Below are 20401 nucleotides of genomic sequence, written 5' to 3' on the forward strand. Positions count from 1 at the left end.
AGAGTGGGGTTTAAGGTGTGGATTCGGAAAAAATTACAACTCGGCAACTCATTTTAAATATCGCCTCGGATTTGTTCATGGATAAAGGTTTTCAAGCCACTTCAACACGGATGATAGCCGATTTGGCCGGTATTACCCAACCGAATTTGTATTATCATTTTAAAACCAAAGAAGCCATCTATATTGCCGTTTTGGAAGATTTGTCAGCCGAAGTTAAGCAAAAGATGGAAGAAATTGTAAGTGAACACAACCAATCCTTAGAACATAAGTTAACTGAGATTGTTAATTTTTTAAGGGAAAGACATCCTGTCAATCTTTTTATCATGCAGCATGATATTGAAAATGAAATGTCAAAAGAGAATCACTTACTTTTATATCAATTGTGGCGGCAGTCATACTTGCAACCGTTAATTGAATTATTCAGTAATTATGTAGGAGACGAGTCACCCTTTAATTCGTTTGAATTAGCGTTACATTTTTACGGGACAATTTCTCCTTATATTCAAAAAGACAAAAGATTCCATGAATCGCTTAGAACTGAGCAATTAGTACATCTATTCGTCTATGGAATTTTAGATAGAGATGAAACTTAAAATTTAAGGAGGAACTTAAAGTGGAAAAATTGTATAAAGAAGTACTAACTGCGTTGCAAGCGGAAAACAAAGAACAAGCTGTCATGATTTCTATTAACGCGCTTCAAGCGGGTGAAGTAACAATTCCGGAGCTTTATGAAATGATTTTGGCTCCAGCATTGGTAAGCGTCATTGATGAATATCCAAAAGACGAGGAACTAATTTGGCGAGAGCACGTGCGAAGTGGGATTATTCGAACCATTATCGAATCTGCTTACCCCTTTATATTAGACCAAAGAAAAAAAGTGAGACGTAGAAAAGGAAACGTCGTTGTGATGTGTCCAGAATTCGAGGATCATGAATTAGGCGCAAAAATGGTTGCCGATTTCTTCAAGCTCGAAGGCTATGAACCAACTTTTATTGGAGCCAGAACCCCAGAAAAAACAATTTTCAAAGCGATTGAAATCGTAAAACCTGATTACATTACGATCAGTGTAACGAATTACTATAACTTGGTTTCAGTGAAAAAAATGATTGAAAATATTAAAGCCCAATTTGGTAATGATTTTATATTTATCGTTGGGGGCAATGCTTTTAAATCAAATCCTGAAGCGTATAAAATGGTGGGCGCAGATATGTTAATAAATAGTTATGACGATATTAAAAATCTAGATAAGGCGGTTGATTAATAATGAAGCTGGCATTTAATATAGCAACAAGGTTTCTGAAGTCCAGCATGGGACAAACAATCTTGATTGTAATTGGGATTACGATTGGGGTTGCGGTACAAATTTTCATCGGATCGCTTATTGATGGTTTGCAAGTTTCCTTGGTGGACCGTACGATTGGTAGTTCCTCTCAAGTGACAATAGCGAACGAAAATAATGAAAATTACTTTAGTGACAACGAGGATTTAATGAATGAACTTAACAAAGAAGAGCGTTTAACAGCTGTTTCTAAAGCTTTCGATGCTTCTGGATTTGTTATTGATGAGGAAGACAGCTTCCCTGTTTTGATGAGAGGTTTCGAATTTGAAGCTGCAAATGATATTTATAAATTTACAGATAAATTAGTTGAAGGTGACATGCCTAAATCAGAAGGCGAAGTATTGATTGGTACAGAACTTTCTGAAAAAGTCGCTATCCAAGTTGGTGATGTTATCGAATTTGGCCTTCCTGCTGGTGGGGTTGAAGAAGTTGAAGTTGTCGGGATTTTTGATTTAGGTGTTGCAAGTTTGAATGAATCCTGGATGGTAACAGAACTTGAAACAGCCCAAACCTTGTTTGATGAAGAAGGAAATATTTCTTCTATTGAAATGCAAGTGGAAGAGGTGTTTGAAGCAGACGTTATCGCTGGTGATATCCAGTCAGATGCTGAAAGCTACGAATTGGAAGTTACCAACTGGAAAGATGAAAATGAGCAACTATTGGCAGGGCTATCCGGACAATCGATTTCCAGCTACATGATTCAAGTCTTTGTACTGGTTGCCGTTCTGTTGGGAATTGCCTCCGTATTGGCAGTATCAGTGGTTCAAAAATCGAAACAACTGGGTATTTTGAAAGCGATGGGAATTAAGGATAAGACCGCCAGTCAAATTTTCTTGATTCAAGGTTTCTTATTGGGAACGATCGGTGGTGTAGCCGGAACGGGTCTAGGCGTTGGTTTGATGTATGGATTTTCAACGTTTGTCAAAAATCCAGATGGGACGTCATTGGTACCGTTCTTCCTGGATTGGCAATTTATCGGTATGTCAGTAGTGATTGCTATCTTCGCTTCAACTCTGGCGGCATTTATTCCAGCTAAGAGTTCTTCAAGACTGGATCCAATGGAGGTAATCAAGAATGGGTAAAATTTTACAATTAAAAGACATTAATAAAATTTATGGAGATAAAGTTAAGAACCAAGTTTTGCATAACGTAAACCTGGACTTTGACGAATCCAGCTTTAATGCCATCATCGGAGAATCCGGTAGTGGAAAGTCCACACTGATGAATATCATCGGGACGTTGGACAGAGCAACGAGCGGTGAAGTCATTATAGATGGAAAAAACATTTCCGGTATGAAGAAAAACCAACTGGCTGCTTTGCGTAATGAAACAATCGGTTTTATCTTCCAATTCCATTATCTTTTGCCGGAATTTACGGTACTTGAAAATGTCTTGATGCCTTATAAAATCAAGCACGGTAAAGTAACCAAAGAAGCCATGGAACGGGCGAATGAATTGCTTGATATCGTGGGCTTGACTAAAGTCCGCGATAACAAATCAACAGATATCTCAGGTGGTCAGCAACAACGTGGTGCCATTGCCCGCAGTTTGATCAACAATCCAAGAATCATTCTGGGCGACGAACCAACCGGTAACTTGGATTCTGAAACAACACAAACAGTCTTCAAACTTTTGAAAGAAATCAACCGTGAATACAAATCAACATTCATCCTGATTACGCACGACCAAAGAGTTGCGCAACAAGCGGACCGTATTATTGAAATCAAAGACGGTCGCGTGAATATGGATATTTCAAACGTTTAACTGGTAAAAAAGTCCCCGCTTTCTCTATTCGAAAAGAGAAAACGGGGACTTTTATATTTTTATTATTTGCTAGGGACGACGATTAAGTTTTGTCATTTGAGTTAATCGTCGTGATTTTCCAAAAAAGCGACGATTAGAAAATGAGCGATAAGATAACAGGCGTAAAATCGCTAATTTGCGACGGTTAACCATATTCTATACAACTAATCGTCGTTTTTACTTCCATATGGCTACTGCGCAGTATAACCGCCATCGATTGTCAATGTGTTGCCAGTCATGAACGACGAGTCATCGCAAGCCAGGAATAGAGCCGCCTTGGCCATTTCTTCGGCGGTTCCCAAACGTTTCATCGGAATAGTCGCGGCCAAAGTAGCTTTCATTACCTCGGGGACACCTAATCCGGGCGTATTGGTGTAGCCAGGGCATAAGGCATTCACACGAATGTGACGATCCGCAAATTCAAGAGCGAGGGCACGAGTCAAATTGATAACACCGCCTTTTGCCGCACTCAGGGCCGCCAGTTTGACGCCCCCAATTATTCCCCGAATGGCAGCGGTGTTAACAATGACGCCACCCTTATTTTTTAACATGTCCTTGATGGCCAGTTGTGAATAGAGGAAATAGGCATCCAAATCAACTTCAACCGTCCGGCGGTATTCGGCATATGTTGTTTCTTCAGTTGGTTTGGCATAACCGATGCCGGCATTGTTAAACAGTACTTTGACGGGACCAAATTTTTCTTTGGCTACTTTGAAAACATTTTGGGCCTGCTCCTCATTGGTGACGTCCGCTTGAATAAAAATGACGGGATAGCCTTTTGATGCCAATTTCTGTTCAAACTTTTTACCTTTTTCATCATTCTGATCAACTAAAACGAGCTTGGCACCTTCTTGCCCGAACAACTCGGCAGTAGCGGCACCGATGCCGGAAACACCTCCCGTAATGATGATCACCTTATCTTGTAGTTTTCCCACGACAGTTCCTCCTTATTGTCAAGAATGAAGCTAGTCATCCATCTTTGGCAAAGGTTTAACGGCGGGGCCATTCAACACTTCCCCGGAATAACTGAAACGGGAACCATGACAGGGACAGTCCCAAGAACGTTCAGCATCGTTCCAGCTGAGTCCACAACCCAAATGGGTACATGTCATTTTGACCAAATGGAGCTCCCCTTGTTTATCCCGATAACCGCCGACTTTTTTGCCATCAACTGTGACGAGACCACCTTCATCAAGACCTAAATCGTCTGGCATCAAATCGGGTCGTTTTGCTTTAGAAACGATGAAATCTTTACCAACGGCTATATTTTTTTTAGCAAATTGCTGAATGTCTTTGGGTTTGTGTTTTGACCTTGTTGGGTCGAAGAGTGTCTCATAGTCATTCTGTCTCCCGATAACGCGGTCTGCCAACAATTGCCCGGCAAGTGCGCCGGCTGCCATTCCCCATTTGTTAAATCCGGTGGCAACCAAAATGTCAGACGAATCATTTGTCATCTGGCCGATATAAGGCATTTTATCCGTTGTTGTCATATCTTGTGCGGACCAATGATACGCAACTTCTTGTAAATCGAAATGATCGCGACCAAATTTTTCTAAGTTTCGATAGTGCTCCTGCGTATCGGTTTTACTTTTCCCTGTTTGATGCCCGTCCCCACCAATCAACAGGAACGAAGAACCATCCGTGTCAGTGATTGAGCGCAACGAACGAGTCGGGGAGTCGACACTGATGTACATGCCATCCGGAATCGCACCGTTGACTCTGGCCGCAATACCATAAGAACGAGAAATAGAGAGCTTAGTAAAATAAAAACCATCAAAGTCGTTAAACGGAAAATGAGAAGCCACGACCACTTTTTCGCAAACAAGGGTTTTACCGTTTTCCATTTCGATATGTGTTTTATCTTTTATATTTACTGCACGGGTTTGCTCGTAGATTGTTCCACCGTATTTGATAATTTCGTCAAGGAGTGGGGCCAGAAATTTAACGGGATGGAATTGGGCTTGGTCCGGCATCGTGAGTGCAGCCACTGTTTCAAATGGTAGTTCCGGCAATTGCCCCATCGAAAAACGCCCTGGGATTTCCAAAGCTTGGTACGCCCGCACTTCTTTCCTGATTTGCTTCTCGCCATCTTCAGATGTGGCAAAGACGACTGCTTTTTTCTTCTCGAAATTACAGTCGATAGCAAGTTCATGGGCAATCTTTTCGATAAGCTGAAGACCGTCAATATTTGCATTGTAGTATTGTTTTGCTTTTTCTTTTCCAAAAGTTTGCAGGAGTTCAGCGTAGATTAAAGCGTGTTGTGCAGTTATTTTTGCGGTGGTATTGCCGGTAACGCCAGAGAGGATTTCGCGAGCTTCGACCAGAGCAACATTTTTTCCTGATTTTGCCAGTAAGTAGGCTGTGATGATGCCGACTATGCCACCGCCGATAACGGCGATTTCAGTTGTACCATCGGCTACCATTTGTGGGTAGTGGGGAACGGGATGCGTGCGCCAATAGGATTCAGGGAAATGAGCGAGATGCGTTTCAGTTTCGTTATCCGTCATAACATACTCCTCCTTGCCTCTTTTAACAAAGCCTTTACTTGAATTATAGCACCACCGCTTAAAGGAACAAAAAGAAAGCTAGGGTGGTAGGGTGTACTTCGCCGTGTCATTAGTCTTAGAATTTCTAATATCCATAATTATCTGATATTATAAACGTAGCAGAATTCGAGTGATGGAACTGATAAGGAGGTAAAAGCAAATGGAAGTAAGTTTAATAAAAGCTTTTTCGGACAACTATATCTGGGTGATTGAAGAGGGAGAGGACATTGCTGTAGTGGATCCGGGCGAAGCGAACGGCGTATTGTCATATCTTGAGGAGAATAAATCCAACTTAGTGGCCATTCTTTTGACTCATAACCACGATGACCATATTGGCGGTGTTCGTGAAATTCTTGAAAAATATCCGGATGTTCCAGTTTACGGACCAACTGAAACAGATTCACTGGCTACTCAAATTGTCCAAGAAGGGGATACATTTGAATTGTTTGGTGAAACAGTTGAAGTTTTCAAGACAGCGGGGCATACAGAAGAACACATCAGTTTTCTGATGGGTGACATATTATTTTGCGGAGATGCACTGTTTTCGGGAGGCTGCGGTCGCGTCTTTACAGGGGATTACGAAGCACAATACGAGGCTTTACAGAAATTCAAAGGTTTGAACGATAACGTGAAAGTCTATGCGGGACATGAATATACCCAAACGAACCTGCGATTCGCCATGTCCGAAACGCCATCCAATCCTGATATTTTGACGGCGCTCCACGAGGTCAATGATAAGCGGGCTATTGAAATGCCAACCTTGCCATCCACGATCGGCAAGGAAAAATTGATTAATCTCTTTTTGAATGCAGACACATTGGAAGATTTTATTGAATTACGTAAAGCCCGGGATAATTTTTAAAAATATAGTCACCTCAAAGTCTAGATTCACTTTGGGGTGACTTTTTTTGCTATAACGATAAACAAAACACCCATGCATGTCAGCAATTCAACAATCGTCATCGCAAGCCAAATGCCATTTATCCCTATGGCCTTACTCATTATCATGACAACGGGGTAGACAAGTACTAAACCACGTAAAGCAGAAACAACCATTGATTTTTTACCTTGATTCATGGCCGCCAAATAAAAAGTGATTGTAAAGTTAATACCGGTAAACAGGAATGAAAGAAAGTACAGTCGCACCGCCGGTATTGCCAATTGGGTTAACTGCAAATTGTTCTCGCCATTGAAAATGCGGACAATAATATCCGGCACTAAAAAGCCGAGAATCACAAAAAATAATCCAATCAGGAAAGATGTCAATAAACCAAGCTTCAATACTTTTTGTACAGCGACATCATTTCCTTTTCCGTGATAAATGCTGATGAGTGGCTGGAAACCTTGCCCGATGCCCGTGAAAATGGATACTGCTATGATATTCATATTGGCAACAATGCTATAGGCAGAAACACCAATATCACCAGCCATCTTCAATAAGATCAAATTGAAAATGAGCATGACAAATGCAGAAGAAAACTCATTCAAAAATGACGAAAAACCAATGCGTAAAGTAGAAATAAGACGGGTACTTTCAAATTTAATTGCTTGAAAAGCCAATGTTCGACGTCCATATTTAAAATGCAGACTGCAAATCAACAGACTCACAGCAGGTGAAAATATAGTGGCAATGGCGGCACCGGTTAAACCCCAACCAAATGGATAAATAAAAATATAATCAAAAATGATATTTATGATGCCACCGCAAATCATTCCCATCATCGCTAATCGTGGATTGTAATCGTTCCGGATAAACGAAATAATGACATTATTTAAAATGAAAAAGGGTATGAACAGCGTTAATACCAAATAATAGTCATAAGCCATCTCAAATAGGCCCCCAGAAGCCCCTAAAAATGACAGAATTTGACGAGCAAATAACTGGCAAATGATTGTAAATAAAACCGCAAGTACACCAGCTGTGATAACCGTTTGGGTAAAGTGAGCGTTAGCCGCTTTTTGTTGCCCCTGGCTTTTCGTGATTGAAAACTGTGTAGCACCACCGATGCCAAACATCCAGCCCAAACCATTGATAATATTGACTAGTGGTAGGACTATATTCAAAGCAGCTAACCCTTGGGCTCCAACCCCATTTGCGATGAAATACGTATCGGCCAAAATAAACAACGATTGACCAACCATACTTAGAACACTAAATGAAACAAATTGAAAAAAATCTCGACGAATTCTCAGCATATTTAAAACTCCTTATTCCAGTATAAAAAAAGAGTACCATCCTTGTTTGCTTCAAAGGCCTACGCAAACAAAAACAGTACTCTTAATATTTTCCGGCGAAAATATAACTTATTTTTTCAAGTACTCTAACATATTAATCCAGTTCGTTCAAACCAATACGATACAATTGATCATCCGCGGTGCTTGGCATACCACGACCGTCGCGGTTATTTGTTATAAAATACAAAAATCCATCTTCCACGAAAACATCACGAATCCGTCCGAATTCAGTTAAATGGGCAGCGGCATCTTCTCTTTCTAGATCAAAAACAAACACTGCATTTCCACGCAATCCCGCAACATACAGCCGCTTTTCGTCGGTCGTCATTCCAGATGGGGCCCACGTTTCATAAAAACCTGATGTAAAAAGGGGCGAGACCATTTCGATTTGTTCTTCTTCTCCTTCGATAAAGGGCCAACCATAGTTTTCACCCGGGTTGATGCGGTTAATTTCATCATTCGCACTATTACCATGTTCACTCGCGTACATCGTCCCATCCGCTAACCACACCATCCCTTGCGGATTGCGATGACCATAACTATAAATGTAGGAATTGGAAAATGGGTTATCTTCTGGAATCGTTCCATCTTGATTCATACGTAAAATCTTACCAGCCAACGAATCCAAATTTTGAGCTAAATCAGGACTGGTGGCATCCCCCGTTGTCGCATATAACTTCCCATCCGGACCGATTTTCAAACGTCCGCCATGGTGGAAAGAACCGCTCGGAATGTTATCCAGCAATACTTGTTCCTCCTCCCAAACGCCATCATCTAATTTCAAAATAACGATCCGATTGGTTGGGCCAGTTTCGCCTTCATATGTGTAGTAGGCAAAGGCCTGTTTTGTTTCTTCAAATTCTGGAGCCAATACAAATCCCATCAAACCAGCCTCAGCCGCGATGGAGAGCGTTTCATTCAGTTGGACTTCTTGTCGTACGACTATGTCATTTTCAATTTCGACAATATGCCCCTCACGCTCGGTGATGTAAAAAATATCTCCATGCTTTTCAATCGACCAAGGAATCATCAACCCTTCCGCAATGACGGTTAATGCTGTATCTAGCTCTTCTTCAATGACGCTTTCTTCGGAAACAACACTCTCGCTTGACTCAATCACGGATTCTTCCATCGGTTCTTCAGCAGTTGTACACCCCACTAAACTTGTGGCTAAGAGACACGTAATAATTAACCTTGGCTTCATGGAAAGTCCTCCTCGTGATATTCTTATTACTTTCAGTTTATAGGAAACCAAGTAAAACCAGAAATGATTAACGCTATCAAATAGAGTTGCTTGAACAAAAACATTTAGAGGATTATGATTATATAAAGTAGAAAATGTTCTCAATGAGTGATATAGGGGTGATGAAATGATTAACTTTATGAGAAGGGTACCCGCAGGGACATTTTTAATTCCGATGGTCGTTTCGATGATAATCTATTCTTTTTGGCCAGAGTTATTTAAAATTGGGGGGCCGACTGAGGCGTTTTTGTCCAGTTCAGGGACGAATTACATTATTGGTTTATTGGTTTTTGCTTCCGGGACAACGGTGGATTTACACAAAATTGGAAAACTATTGAAACACCAAGGCGCTCTTGTTGTATTTAAAATAGGGCTTTCCGTTGTTTATTCATTTGTATTTTTATACTTTTTCGGTTTGGAAGGTATCTGGGGAATCTCTGGATTAGGGTTTGTGGCGGTCATTATGTCCATCAACCCGGCAATCAATTTATCGATCACAGACACATATGGTGATAAAGACGATGCGGCCATTTATCCGTTTGCGGTTATTCCATCGCTACCGGCAATTCCATTAATCATTATGAGTGTTTACATCTCTGGCGGCTTAGGGGATGTCGACTGGACGCCTGTTATTTCCGTGTTCTTGCCTTTAATTATTGGGATTGTTTTCGGTAACCTCGATAAGGAAATGGGTAAAATTTTCGGGTCGGCGATGCCAGCATCATTAATATTGTTAGGATGGTTGCTAGGACAAAATATGAATATGTTCGAAGCGATTGAATCAGGCGTTTCTGGTGTGATTGTGACAATCATTTTCATGATCCTGACGATGCCGATTATGGATTTTTTCGAAACAAAAGTACTTCACTACGAAGGTTACTCCGGAATCGCATTGAGTACTGTAGCGGGTGTTACCACTGCCGTACCCGCTATCGTAGCAGTTGCGTTGCCACAAGTAAGGGAATATACAGTCTCTGCAACGGCACAAATACTAACGGCGACAATCATTACAAACGTCTTGGCACCAATTATTATTAGAAAATTGTATGGGAAAAGACATCACTGAAAGAAGAACGCTGAAATTATCTTATTGTTAGATAATTTCAGCGTCTTTTTGTATTATAATATAATTATAAACGGAGGTGTTGGTTTGAAAAAAATTGGAATTTTGCTAGCATCATTAATTGTTTTCTCTGCATGTACATCCACGGATAGTGTGACTGAGTCAATTCAGGCTGTTAAGAAAGCTTCAGAAAAAACACATTTACTTGAAAATGGGGCCTACACGAATACAGTCAAACAAACGATGCAAGATATGAGTGTAGAAAATATCGTCGACGGTATATTTATCAAGAAAGATAAAAATTATGATTGGTATATGAAATTAATTTTGAGCTTAGATGGAGATACTGCCAATCATACCGTGAGTGAAGTTGTACAGATTGACAGCATCCAAAAAAGTCGTTTTAGCCTAGTGGATGAAGACGAACTGGGAGGATGGGCCATCACTTCTGAGGAAAGCAAGGAAGACCCACCTAATCTCTTCTTTCATGCAGAATCACTCCCTTCGAAAAAGTACGTCGAAAAATTGGAAGTATCTGAAGATGAGTACGGTATGCTTTATACGTTTATCATGAACAATGCTTATGGAGACGTATTGACAAAAGAAGGAGTTACCCAGGCTGAGAAAGCTCTGAAAGAGGCGAAACAGAGTAAAGATACCGCCGATAGCATCACGATATTGGAGGAAAACATTGCCCGCGTCGCAGCCATCAATTATGATAATATCACCCTGTCATTTATTATTGACGAGGAAGGAGTCCTTGTTTCTCATCAAACCACGATGGTTATGCTGACAAATTCAAATGGGGATGAAATGGAAACCACTGCTTCAATGGGTACAAGCATCACAGATTATAACAACTCGGAAATTGAAGAACAGATTCCTCACCCGTAAAAACGTATTCATGTGAAATTTTTATCGATAAAGCCAAATTGGAAGGGTTATCCACATTTTTTGCCATTGTGATTTTTAAAACAAACATATAAAATGGATATACTGAATAATGAAAGAAGGTTGAAAGATGATTGAGTTGATTGCAACAACTGAATCGCTTGAACAAGGTAAACAGGTGCTGTTAAACGGCGCCGATTATGTCGTTACAGGTGAAGAGGTCTTTGGTTTACGTCTACCGGGACATTTAACAGATGAAGAAATTGGCGAATTAGTAACTTTTGCACATGAACAAGGTAAACAGGTCATTGTGGCCGCAAATGCGATTTTGCACAATGACAAAATTGAGCTTGCACGCCCTTATTTGAAACGCATGAAGGCATTGAACGTCGACAAACTGCTCGTAGGCGACACAGGCCTTATCCAGATCATGAAAGATCCCGAATACTACATTCCGTACATTTACGATGCTTCCGTTTTAACCACAAGCAGCGGTCAAGTGAACTTTTGGAAAAAGTACGGCGCGGTTGCAGCCTTGGTGGCACGGGAAGTCCCTTATGTGGAATTGGAACTTTTGCTTCCAAAAGCTGAAATTCCCGTTGTGACGCAAGTTTACGGCGCGCAATGCATCCAGCAAAGCAAACGTAATCTTCTCGACAACTACTTTAATTTTATCGAAAAAGAACCCCTTAACTTTGAAGACCGTCACCTTTTCCTTTCTGAACCTGGGAAAGATGATACGCATTACTCTGTTTATCAGGATTCGCACGGCACGCACGTATTTGCGACCAACGATATTCATTTGTTGGAACAACTACCGATGCTGGAAGGAATCAACGCGAAACAATGGTATTTGGACGGCCTCTACACACCGGGTGAAGATTTTGTTGCTGTGGTCAAAGCATATGACCAAGCGCGTCAACTTCTGGAATCAGGTGAATGGAACGAAGCACAGGTTTCACAACTGGATGAATGGGTGAAAAAACACCACCCAGCAAACCGTGAACTGGATACCGGTTTCTTCCTCTATGCAGCGGACAAGGTTCAATAGGAAGGGGACAGACGAAATGACTAAAACATTAAAACGTCCTGAATTGCTGGCACCAGCAGGGACACTTGAAAAATTGAAAACAGCGATTCATTACGGTGCGGATGCTGTTTATATTGGTGGCGATGCTTACGGCTTGCGTAGCCGGGCAGGAAATTTCTCTTTTGAAGAAATGGCTGAAGGAGTAGCTTTTGCCCATGAACGCGGAGCAAAAGTGTATGTAGCAGCAAACATGGTAACCCATGAAAACAACGAAATTGGCGCGGGCGAATTTTTCCGGACCATTCGTGATATTGGGATTGATGCGATTATCGTATCCGATCCAGCCTTGATGCAAATCGCGGCAATGGATGCGCCTGGTTTGGAAATTCATTTATCAACGCAGCAATCAGCAGTAAACTATGAAACGTTGAACTTCTGGCAAGAAGCCGGTTTGACACGTTGCGTGTTGGGACGGGAAGTTTCCATGGCAGAAGTGGCGGAAATTCGTAAACGTACAACGGTTGAAATTGAAGCTTTCATCCACGGCGCCATGTGTATTGCTTACTCCGGCCGTTGTGTGCTTTCCAACCACATGGCTGATCGGGACGCAAACCGTGGTGGTTGTTCACAATCCTGTCGTTGGAAATACGGGTTGTTTGATCTACCAACGTTAGGTAACCGCGAAATGGTTGGTAAAGGCGAAGAAGGAATTGACGAAGCATTTTCCATGAGCGCCGTTGATCTTTCGATGATTGAACACATTCCGGATATCGTGGAAAATGGTATCGACTCTTTGAAAATAGAGGGTCGGATGAAGTCGATCCACTACGTTTCAACGGTTGTGAATGTTTATCGTAAAGCGATTGATAGTTATCTGGAAGACCCAGAGAACTATGCGTTGCAACAGGATTGGGTAGATGAACTGTGGAAAGTGGCGCAACGGGAGTTGGCGACTGGTTTCTTCTACGGGGAACCAACTGAAAATGAGCAATTGTTCGGCGAACGTCGCCGGATGCCGCGTTATAAATTCGTTGGCCAGGTATTGGCTTATGATCCTGAAACGCAAATTGCCACAATCCAACAACGGAATAAATTCAAGATTGGCGATACGGTAGAATTTTACGGACCGGGCATGCGCCACCATATGGAAACAATCGAAGAAATTTGGGACGAAGAGGGCGCGAACATCGATGCCGCTCCGCACGCAATGCAGGTCATTACGATGAAAGTGAGTCAGCCGGTCAAGCCGCAAGACATGATCAGAAAATCATTGGAACGTACCCGCCGCAAAGCTGTCCAAAAATAACATTGAGAGGAATCCCTGAGGTTTGGGGATTCCTTTTTTTGACTATAATTTAACTCACCGGTTGATTGTGCAGGCTTTAAATAATAGTCTGCATAGCAACGAACGGCTGCCTCAAAGGTATGCACACTATAGACCAAAGTCTGCACAGCTCTAACAATTTACCCGAGAGGTGTGCAGAGGCAATTTGGTTGGCTTGTCTGGAGTGGACATCTATAATAAAAGCAATGACAAAGGAAAGGGTGGATGTAATGGGAAAATTACAAAATCGTGTTGCTTTGGTTTATGGAGGGACGTCCGGATTAGGCGAAGCGAGTGCGAAAAAATTCGCAGCGGAAGGGGCCAAGGTAGCGGTGGCCGGCCGTTCTGAAGAAGATGGAAAAAGAATTGTGAACGAGATTAAGTCAGCAGGTGGTGAAGCCATTTTCGTAAAGGTAGACTTAATGGATGTGGCACAGATAAAAGAAAGTGTTAAAACGGTAATCGATGAATATGGCACGATTGATATTCTTTATAATGGCGCCGGGATTCTGGACAAGTACGAAAATGTTATCGATACTGACGTGGATACCTTTGACAACCTGATGGCCTTGAATGTGAAGGCGCCATTCATCGCTACCAAGGAAGTCATGCCACTTTTTGTTGAAAAAGGATCCGGGACTGTCATCAATCTGGGTTCACAGGCGACCCGGTTTGCCGGTGTTGGGGGAACGGCATATGTGACAACAAAACATGCCATTGAAGGTTTCACCAAGCAACTAGCTTATGACTTCGGACCGAAAGGAATCAAGGCCAATTTGCTGGCGCCTGGTTTCATCGAAACACCGATGACTGAAGGCATTGAAGAAGCGCGCCTGAAGGAAATCCCCGACCAACGTGCCGGAAAAGCGGAGGAAATTGCCAATCTCGCACTTTTCTTGGCTTCGGATGACTCCAACTATATGAATGGCGCGACTGTCTTGATGGATGGCGGTTGGACAGTTGGCCGCTAAATAAAATTAAATTAAAGAGACGTTCGTTGACCATTTAAAAGTCACGAACGCCTCTTTTATGTTATTCGCCCCAGAATGCCAAAGCAAGCTCTTGGCCTTGGCTGATTTTCGCCCATTGTTGCTCAGTAGAAAGCTCATTTCCGCAGTCACAGGAAGCGAAGCCACATTGGTGGGAAAGGAATAATTTGTCTTTGTCGACATATTTAGTTGCTTCTTCCAACTGTGCCAATACATTTTGCTCATCCGCCAATGTTGACGTTTTGCTCGATAGGAAGCCCAAAACGACTTCAGTTTCCGGTTTATTCTCAAAAGCTTTCAAGGCTTCCAATCCACCAGCACGGGAATCATCCCATTCGAGATAGAAGCGGTCATAGTTTTGGCGCTCAAGGAAAAATTTCGCTACTTCACCGTAGGAACCGGCCATGGCATTACGGGAAGCATAGTTGCCGCGGCAGTTATGGGTATAGACGGTTAAGCCGACAGCATGAGCAGCATCGATGGCCGCATTGTTCAAGTTGATGAAATCAAGTGCGATACTTTCGATTTCTTCTTCAGACATATCTGTTTTGTTATGGAAACCAGTCGGGTTATCTTTGGCGAAAAGAGACCAGACGCAGTCGTCTAATTGAATAGTCTTACCGCCGACAGCCGCATACTGTTCGAAGAATTGGGTATAGGCAACCTTCATTCCTTCCGCTAACTCAGCCGGAGTCGCATAAACGTTACTGAAAGATTCCGGACGTCCTGTCAACTCGCCGTAAAGGTGGCCTGGCGAAGGGATGGTCAATTTGACTTCAACGTCTGCGGGTGCCAATTCACGGGTACGCAGATAGTGGGCGATGAAAGGGTGATCCTTGCTAGCCAAAGGAGCAGTGATTTCAATCCCGATATCCTTGCGCGTTTCGAAACTGTAGTCCGTCGCATGGGAGTGTGCTTCGTCCTCAAAGAAATAACCGTGGTCGGCGATGAAGCGGCGCACCCCTTCGAATCCCCAGAAAAAGTCGAGGTGCCAAAGTGAACGGGAGAACTCGCCATCTGTAATCTCCGGCAAACCGGCCTCAATTTGTTCCTGGACGATTTGTTTGACCGCTTGTTCCTCTGCCTCACGGTACCCTTGGAAATCCTCGTAAAAAGGGTAGGTGATATCGTCTCTATGTTCGATTTTCTCTTTATATTCTAATAAGTCAGCAGGGCGCAAAAATGAACCCACTGTTAGGAAACGTTTAGATGTCATATTTAAAAACTCCTTCTTTTGTTTTAGTGTTCTCATTGTATTATAATATTCTTATCATTGATAATACTTATAAATAGTCACTATCCATAGAAAAAAGCTATGACAAGGAGAAACATATGAACATCCGCCATTTACAATATCTCATTCAAGTGGTTGAAGCTGGTTCCATTACCCAGGCAGCCAAAGAACTTTACATTTCCCAGCCATCATTATCGAATGCCATCACCAATTTAGAAAAAGAAATGAATATCCAAATCCTGAACCGTAGCGCCAAAGGGATTATTATGACGAAGGACGGGGAAGAATTTCTCGCATATGCCAATCAAGTATTGGAACAGGTAGAACTCATGAACCGCCGTTACAAGGACCAGGAATCGCCGAAGCGAATTTTCAGTGTCGCGGCGCATCATTATTCATTTGTAGTGGAAGCCTTCGTTAAGTTACTGAAAGAAATCGACGCGGAACATTACCAGGCGAACCTGAACGAAGGGCGCACGCATGAAATCATCGAGGAAGTCGCAAATCTTAAGAGTGAAATCGGCGTCCTGTACCGCAGTCACTACAATCACCGTGTCATCACGACAAAACTCGACGAGCAGCACTTAACCTTCCATCCATTAAAAACAGCCCATCCGCATCTCTTTGTTTTTAAAAAACACCCCCTCGCTAAGAGGAAATCTGTTACTTTGGCGGATTTGGAGCCCTATCCCAAGCTGAGTTTCGAACAAGGTAAACACAATTCCTTCTACTATTGGGAAGAGGTATTGGCGGATCACCCCTCACCTAAATCGATTATCGTGACGGACCGCGCTACCTTATTTAATTTGGCGATTGGTTTAAATGGTTACACCATCAGTTCCGGAAATTTGAACAAAGAATTAAATGGCGAAGACATCGTCGCTGTCCCCTTGGAAACGGATGAAGAGATTGAAATAGGCTATATTACCAACGATTTCCATACTTTGAGTATGACAGCCCTGCGCTACATTGAGTTATTGGGGATGAGTTTGGACGATTAAACAAAAAGGCTTGACCGGGTTTTTAATGTGGCGATTAGCACAGGGAAAACGAGTGAACGCCGCACTTAGAGTCTCAAGTGCGGCGTTGGTGAAGGAAGTTGGTTTATGAACGCCGCTTTTTTCCAATAAATGCGGCGTTTAGTAATCTGAATAATTCTAAAAACCGCACTTTGGGGAAAAGTGCGGCTTTTAACGGCTTATTAATATCGGAACGCCGCACTCCTACAGAAATTGGAGGGTGTCATTACTTCAAATGCTTCATATGGAAGGCAAAGTGCTCTTCCAAAAATGTTGCAATGAAGAAATAACTATGGTCATATCCTTCCTGTTTATCGTAGGTGACTTGTGCATTGTTCGCAGAAGCTTGAGCCAAAAATGCTGTTTCGTCAAGTTGTTCCGGATAGAATCCGTCTGCACTACCTTGGGTAATCAAGATCGGTATATCACTGGCTGTTTTGATTAATTCAGTGGCATCCCAATCCAACCACTTGTTAGTATCATCACCCAAGTATGCAGTGAAGGCTTTTTGCCCCCAAGGAACTTGAATTGGATTCGTGATTGGTGAGAATGCTGAGATGGAATTAAACCGTTCTTTGTTTTTCATGCCGAGAACCAAGGCCCCGTGCCCGCCCATCGAGTGGCCCATAATACTCTCCTTGCCAGAAAAGTTCGGGATTAGGGATTTCACTATTTCTGACAATTCTTCGATGAGGTAGGTATACATTTGGTAATGTTTTGCCCAAGGTTCTTGGGTGGCATTTAAATAAAAGCCGGCACCTTGTCCCAAATCATAGCCTTCATCATCGGGAACGTCTTCGCCACGCGGGGATGTATCCGGAACGACTACGGCAACCTGATGCTTATCTGCCAGCCGTTGGAAGCCACTCTTCTGGCTGAAGTTATCATCGGTACAGGTCAAACCAGACAACCACCAAATCAGTGGTAGGGACTTTTGCTCTTCGTTTCTTGGTAGATAGAGACTGAATGTCATTTGACATTGGAGGGAATCGGAATAGTGTTGATATTTCCGTTGTTCCCCGTTAAATGCACGAATATTCTGGATTAATTCCAATTGCATGGTTTCACTCCTCGTAAGTTAGAATGGTACGGATTGATTCACCTTTATGTAGTAGATCGAAAGCTTCATTGATATCAGTAAAGTTCAAGTGGTGTGTAATGAATGAATCAAGATCAATCTTGCCATCCATAAATTCGCCAATCATGGCAGGTAGTTCTGATCTGCCTTTGACTCCGCCGAAAGCTGAACCGCGCCAAACGCGACCAGTAACAAGTTGGAAAGGACGGGTGGAAATTTCTTGACCAGCACCGGCAACCCCAATGATGGTGCTTTCGCCCCAACCTTTATGACAACATTCAAGAGCCTGACGCATAACGTGTACATTACCGATGCATTCAAAGCTGTAATCGACACCGCCGTCCGTCATTTCAACAATGACCTCTTGAATCGGTCTGTCAAATTTAGCAGGGTTGATGAAGTCGGTCGCACCCATTTTTTTGGCAAGTTCGAATTTGTCTTCATTTAAATCAATGGCGATAATCCGGCTTGCTTTCGCTTGGACCAAACCTTGGATAACGGCTAATCCGATTGCACCCATCCCAAAGACAGCTGCGACAGCACCTTCTTCAACTTTTGCTGTGTTATGGACAGCGCCGATACCAGTTGTAACACCGCAACCAAATAGGCAGACTTTATCAAGTGGTGCTTCAGGTTCAACTTTTACCAAGTTGATTTCATTCACGACCGTGTATTCACTGAATGTACTTGTTCCCATATAGTGGTAAACGGGTTCGCCATTATAGGAAAAACGCGTCGTACCGTCCGGCATCAAACCTTTACCTTGTGTTTCGCGGACAGCGCCACAAAGATTCGTTTTACCTGACAGACAGAATTTACATTTACCACATTCAGGAGTGTATAGCGGGATTACGTGATCCCCCGGTACAACAGATGTCACACCTTCACCTACAGAAACAACAACACCAGCACCTTCGTGGCCCAAAACGGATGGGAAAACACCCTCTGGATCATCCCCTGAAAGGGTAAAAGCATCGGTATGACAAACCGAGGTATATAATGTTTTGACTAAAACTTCATTTGCTTTTGGCTCTTCAACATCGATCTCGACAATCTGAAGTGGTTCTCCAGGCTTAAATGCGACTGCAGCTCTACTTTTCATGTTAAATTCCTTCTTTCTTGAAAATGTCTTATTTACTTTGTCATATTCGCATACTATAATTCGAGTTGCAATACTGACAAATTTGTCAGTGGGGTTATTTTAAATAAGGAAGAGTGAACGTAATGACCATAACTTACCAAGATAAAACTTTTTTTACAAGCAAAGACCTGGCGCTTTCTGTAGTGGGAGGACGCTGGAAAATCGCCATAATCTGGTGCCTGCTGCAAGAATCCCCTTTGCGCTTGAGCGAAATCCAACGGAGATTGCCTGACGTGAACCAACGGATGTTGATTCGGCAATTGAAGGAATTAGAGCAAGATCAAATTTTGACACGCCATGTTTATCCGGTTGTACCACCGAAAGTGGAATATAAATTGACGGAAATTGGTCGACAGCTGGCTCCGGTCGTAAATACTATTTGTGAATGGGGCGACCATTATCATGACTATTTAAAAGATAGCGGCGCCATAAAAAATTTGGGCTGATTTGTTTTTATCGCCTATAATAATCTTAGTGAAGGATACTAAAAAGGAGGATTAACCGATGAAATTTACTGTCTCGCCAACCTTTTGGGAGGTATTCCCGGAAGGTGAAATCGCTGTTTTGGTATTGAAAGGCATTAATAATCGACCTAAACCGGAAGAGAAAGTGGTCTTTGCTTCCCTTTTGAAAGATGCAAAGGAAGAGAGCAAACAATATCTAGGTGAAGAAGTCTTTTCGGAAAATGAAATAGTTCAAGCTTGGCGCGAAGCCTACCGTAAATTTAAAACGAAAAAGGGTGCGCGCTCGTCAATTGAAGCTCTTTTGAAACGCGTTGATCAGGACCGCGAGTTTACCCCAATCAACCCATTAGTTGATATTTACAACAGTATCTCCCTTTCGTTTGGTGTCCCATGTGGCGGCGAGGATCTGGATACGATGTCAGGGGACATCGTGCTCGGGAAAGCGCAGGGGGGTGAGGGCTTCCGGGCGTTGGGCGACGATGCGGATGCGCCCGCACTGCCTGAGGAAATTATTTACTATGACGCTGAAGGTGCGATTTGCCGATCGCTGAACTGGCGTGATGCCCAACGAACGATGCTAACGGAAAATACAAGCAATGCGATTTTATTTATGGAAGCTGTTGAACCGGAAATGATTGAACAGACGAATAAAGCAATGCGTGCATTAAAAGACCGCTCCGATGTTCATTTTGGTGTAGAAGGACGTTTGTACCGAGTAACGAAAGATAATCCGGAAATTACATTTTAGTCATACAAAAAGCTGATGCCTCGAATGGCATCAGCTTTTTTTGGAGATAGGTGCGGCGTTAAGTTGGATAAACAGTAAGGAACGCCGCACTTCAGGTGCCAAGTGCGGCGTTCATCAACTAAGTGGGGCACTAAACGCCGCATTTTCTCAAAAAGTGCGGCGTTTAGAAATTTTATTTTTCCTTAATGCCGCAGTTTTCTCAAAAATGCGGCGTTAAGGATTGCTGAGCGACCCGAACGCCGCACTCGCTAGGA

Annotated in this window: 20 protein-coding genes; 13 read left to right on the forward strand and 7 right to left on the reverse strand. The window is 42.6% G+C overall.

Features of this window, described 5'->3' with window-relative positions:
- Positions 1–17 precede the first annotated feature (17 nt).
- The 4 genes from ACTVAI_RS02500 to ACTVAI_RS02515 are packed head-to-tail and all read left to right on the forward strand — an operon-like array spanning position 18 to position 3103.
- Positions 18–593 (forward strand): TetR/AcrR family transcriptional regulator, encoded by a 576-nt coding sequence (locus ACTVAI_RS02500; protein ID WP_443472602.1) that lies wholly within the window; start codon positions 18–20, stop codon positions 591–593.
- A 20-nt stretch (positions 594–613) separates the two neighbouring features.
- Entirely contained in the window at positions 614–1261 is a 648-nt protein-coding gene (locus ACTVAI_RS02505; RefSeq protein ID WP_443485802.1) for a cobalamin B12-binding domain-containing protein, read from the forward strand.
- 2 nt (positions 1262–1263) lie between these two features.
- On the forward strand, positions 1264–2421 hold the full coding sequence (locus ACTVAI_RS02510) for an ABC transporter permease (protein WP_443472600.1): 1158 nt from the start codon (positions 1264–1266) through the stop codon (positions 2419–2421).
- Positions 2414–3103: an ABC transporter ATP-binding protein gene (locus ACTVAI_RS02515; protein WP_443472599.1), complete on the forward strand. Its 690-nt coding sequence runs from the start codon at positions 2414–2416 to the stop codon at positions 3101–3103. Before ACTVAI_RS02510 ends, ACTVAI_RS02515 begins: the two co-directional genes overlap by 8 nt.
- A 230-nt stretch (positions 3104–3333) precedes the next feature.
- Here the strand turns inward: ACTVAI_RS02515 and ACTVAI_RS02520 are convergent, their stop codons facing one another.
- Both ACTVAI_RS02520 and ACTVAI_RS02525 read right to left on the reverse strand, forming a co-directional pair.
- Entirely contained in the window at positions 3334–4077 is a 744-nt protein-coding gene (locus tag ACTVAI_RS02520) for an SDR family NAD(P)-dependent oxidoreductase (RefSeq protein ID WP_443472598.1), read from the reverse strand.
- Positions 4078–4107: 30 nt separating this feature from the next.
- Positions 4108–5649, reverse strand: coding sequence for an FAD-dependent oxidoreductase (locus ACTVAI_RS02525; protein ID WP_443485803.1), 1542 nt, complete (start codon positions 5647–5649; stop codon positions 4108–4110).
- A 199-nt stretch (positions 5650–5848) separates the two neighbouring features.
- On the opposite strand from ACTVAI_RS02525, the gene gloB reads away from it, so the two are divergent.
- The gene (gene gloB / locus ACTVAI_RS02530) at positions 5849–6550 is read left to right on the forward strand and encodes a hydroxyacylglutathione hydrolase (protein WP_443472596.1); all 702 of its coding nucleotides are present in this window, start codon (positions 5849–5851) and stop codon (positions 6548–6550) included.
- Between the two features lie 26 nt (positions 6551–6576).
- Here the strand turns inward: gloB and ACTVAI_RS02535 are convergent, their stop codons facing one another.
- Both ACTVAI_RS02535 and ACTVAI_RS02540 read right to left on the reverse strand, forming a co-directional pair.
- Positions 6577–7884: an MATE family efflux transporter gene (locus tag ACTVAI_RS02535; protein WP_443472595.1), complete on the reverse strand. Its 1308-nt coding sequence runs from the start codon at positions 7882–7884 to the stop codon at positions 6577–6579.
- A gap of 133 nt (positions 7885–8017) precedes the next feature.
- Complete coding sequence (locus ACTVAI_RS02540) at positions 8018–9127, reverse strand: PQQ-dependent sugar dehydrogenase (protein WP_443485804.1); 1110 nt, start codon at positions 9125–9127, stop codon at positions 8018–8020.
- A gap of 166 nt (positions 9128–9293) precedes the next feature.
- Between ACTVAI_RS02540 and ACTVAI_RS02545 the strand changes: the two genes are divergently transcribed.
- From ACTVAI_RS02545 to ACTVAI_RS02565, 5 genes are all read left to right on the forward strand, one after another.
- Positions 9294–10232, forward strand: a complete 939-nt coding sequence (locus ACTVAI_RS02545; RefSeq protein WP_443485805.1) for a 2-keto-3-deoxygluconate permease — start codon at positions 9294–9296, stop codon at positions 10230–10232.
- A gap of 84 nt (positions 10233–10316) precedes the next feature.
- A complete protein-coding gene (locus tag ACTVAI_RS02550) occupies positions 10317–11123 on the forward strand; it encodes a hypothetical protein (protein WP_443485806.1) in 807 nt (268 codons plus the stop codon).
- Positions 11124–11250: 127 nt separating this feature from the next.
- Positions 11251–12171: a peptidase U32 family protein gene (locus ACTVAI_RS02555; protein ID WP_443485807.1), complete on the forward strand. Its 921-nt coding sequence runs from the start codon at positions 11251–11253 to the stop codon at positions 12169–12171.
- Between the two features lie 16 nt (positions 12172–12187).
- Positions 12188–13456 carry a peptidase U32 family protein gene (locus ACTVAI_RS02560; RefSeq protein ID WP_443472590.1) on the forward strand — a complete coding sequence of 423 codons (1269 nt, stop codon included), beginning with the start codon at positions 12188–12190 and terminating at the stop codon, positions 13454–13456.
- 248 nt (positions 13457–13704) lie between these two features.
- On the forward strand, positions 13705–14445 hold the full coding sequence (locus tag ACTVAI_RS02565; protein ID WP_443472589.1) for an SDR family NAD(P)-dependent oxidoreductase: 741 nt from the start codon (positions 13705–13707) through the stop codon (positions 14443–14445).
- A gap of 61 nt (positions 14446–14506) precedes the next feature.
- On the opposite strand, the gene ACTVAI_RS02570 is transcribed toward ACTVAI_RS02565, so the two are convergent.
- On the reverse strand, positions 14507–15679 hold the full coding sequence (locus tag ACTVAI_RS02570; protein ID WP_443485808.1) for a 5-methyltetrahydropteroyltriglutamate--homocysteine methyltransferase: 1173 nt from the start codon (positions 15677–15679) through the stop codon (positions 14507–14509).
- Positions 15680–15795: 116 nt separating this feature from the next.
- Between ACTVAI_RS02570 and ACTVAI_RS02575 the strand changes: the two genes are divergently transcribed.
- The gene (locus ACTVAI_RS02575; protein ID WP_443485809.1) at positions 15796–16698 is read left to right on the forward strand and encodes a LysR family transcriptional regulator; all 903 of its coding nucleotides are present in this window, start codon (positions 15796–15798) and stop codon (positions 16696–16698) included.
- A 244-nt stretch (positions 16699–16942) separates the two neighbouring features.
- Here the strand turns inward: ACTVAI_RS02575 and fghA are convergent, their stop codons facing one another.
- Together fghA and ACTVAI_RS02585 are read right to left on the reverse strand one after the other, a co-directional pair.
- The gene (gene fghA, locus ACTVAI_RS02580; RefSeq protein WP_443472586.1) at positions 16943–17776 is read right to left on the reverse strand and encodes an S-formylglutathione hydrolase; all 834 of its coding nucleotides are present in this window, start codon (positions 17774–17776) and stop codon (positions 16943–16945) included.
- Positions 17777–17780: 4 nt separating this feature from the next.
- Positions 17781–18896: an S-(hydroxymethyl)glutathione dehydrogenase/class III alcohol dehydrogenase gene (locus tag ACTVAI_RS02585; RefSeq protein ID WP_443485810.1), complete on the reverse strand. Its 1116-nt coding sequence runs from the start codon at positions 18894–18896 to the stop codon at positions 17781–17783.
- 122 nt (positions 18897–19018) lie between these two features.
- On the opposite strand from ACTVAI_RS02585, the gene ACTVAI_RS02590 reads away from it, so the two are divergent.
- Positions 19019–19381: a winged helix-turn-helix transcriptional regulator gene (locus ACTVAI_RS02590; RefSeq protein ID WP_443472584.1), complete on the forward strand. Its 363-nt coding sequence runs from the start codon at positions 19019–19021 to the stop codon at positions 19379–19381.
- 58 nt (positions 19382–19439) lie between these two features.
- Positions 19440–20147 (forward strand): B3/B4 domain-containing protein, encoded by a 708-nt coding sequence (locus tag ACTVAI_RS02595; protein WP_443472583.1) that lies wholly within the window; start codon positions 19440–19442, stop codon positions 20145–20147.
- Positions 20148–20401: the final 254 nt, after the last annotated feature.

This window comes from Jeotgalibaca sp. A127 (assembly GCF_052266745.1).
GTDB lineage: Bacteria > Bacillota > Bacilli > Lactobacillales > Aerococcaceae > Jeotgalibaca.

Coding starts and splice junctions, on each gene's coding strand:
- ACTVAI_RS02590 (WP_443472584.1), top strand. CDS start 19,019: ATGACCATAACTTACCAAGATAAAACTTTTTTTACAAGCAAAGACCTG.
- ACTVAI_RS02595 (WP_443472583.1), top strand. CDS start 19,440: ATGAAATTTACTGTCTCGCCAACCTTTTGGGAGGTATTCCCGGAAGGT.
- ACTVAI_RS02555 (WP_443485807.1), top strand. CDS start 11,251: ATGATTGAGTTGATTGCAACAACTGAATCGCTTGAACAAGGTAAACAG.
- ACTVAI_RS02525 (WP_443485803.1), bottom strand. CDS start 5,649: ATGACGGATAACGAAACTGAAACGCATCTCGCTCATTTCCCTGAATCC.
- ACTVAI_RS02510 (WP_443472600.1), top strand. CDS start 1,264: ATGAAGCTGGCATTTAATATAGCAACAAGGTTTCTGAAGTCCAGCATG.
- ACTVAI_RS02585 (WP_443485810.1), bottom strand. CDS start 18,896: ATGAAAAGTAGAGCTGCAGTCGCATTTAAGCCTGGAGAACCACTTCAG.
- ACTVAI_RS02535 (WP_443472595.1), bottom strand. CDS start 7,884: ATGCTGAGAATTCGTCGAGATTTTTTTCAATTTGTTTCATTTAGTGTT.
- ACTVAI_RS02515 (WP_443472599.1), top strand. CDS start 2,414: ATGGGTAAAATTTTACAATTAAAAGACATTAATAAAATTTATGGAGAT.
- ACTVAI_RS02570 (WP_443485808.1), bottom strand. CDS start 15,679: ATGACATCTAAACGTTTCCTAACAGTGGGTTCATTTTTGCGCCCTGCT.
- ACTVAI_RS02575 (WP_443485809.1), top strand. CDS start 15,796: ATGAACATCCGCCATTTACAATATCTCATTCAAGTGGTTGAAGCTGGT.
- gloB (WP_443472596.1), top strand. CDS start 5,849: ATGGAAGTAAGTTTAATAAAAGCTTTTTCGGACAACTATATCTGGGTG.
- ACTVAI_RS02560 (WP_443472590.1), top strand. CDS start 12,188: ATGACTAAAACATTAAAACGTCCTGAATTGCTGGCACCAGCAGGGACA.
- ACTVAI_RS02545 (WP_443485805.1), top strand. CDS start 9,294: ATGATTAACTTTATGAGAAGGGTACCCGCAGGGACATTTTTAATTCCG.
- ACTVAI_RS02565 (WP_443472589.1), top strand. CDS start 13,705: ATGGGAAAATTACAAAATCGTGTTGCTTTGGTTTATGGAGGGACGTCC.
- ACTVAI_RS02540 (WP_443485804.1), bottom strand. CDS start 9,127: ATGAAGCCAAGGTTAATTATTACGTGTCTCTTAGCCACAAGTTTAGTG.
- fghA (WP_443472586.1), bottom strand. CDS start 17,776: ATGCAATTGGAATTAATCCAGAATATTCGTGCATTTAACGGGGAACAA.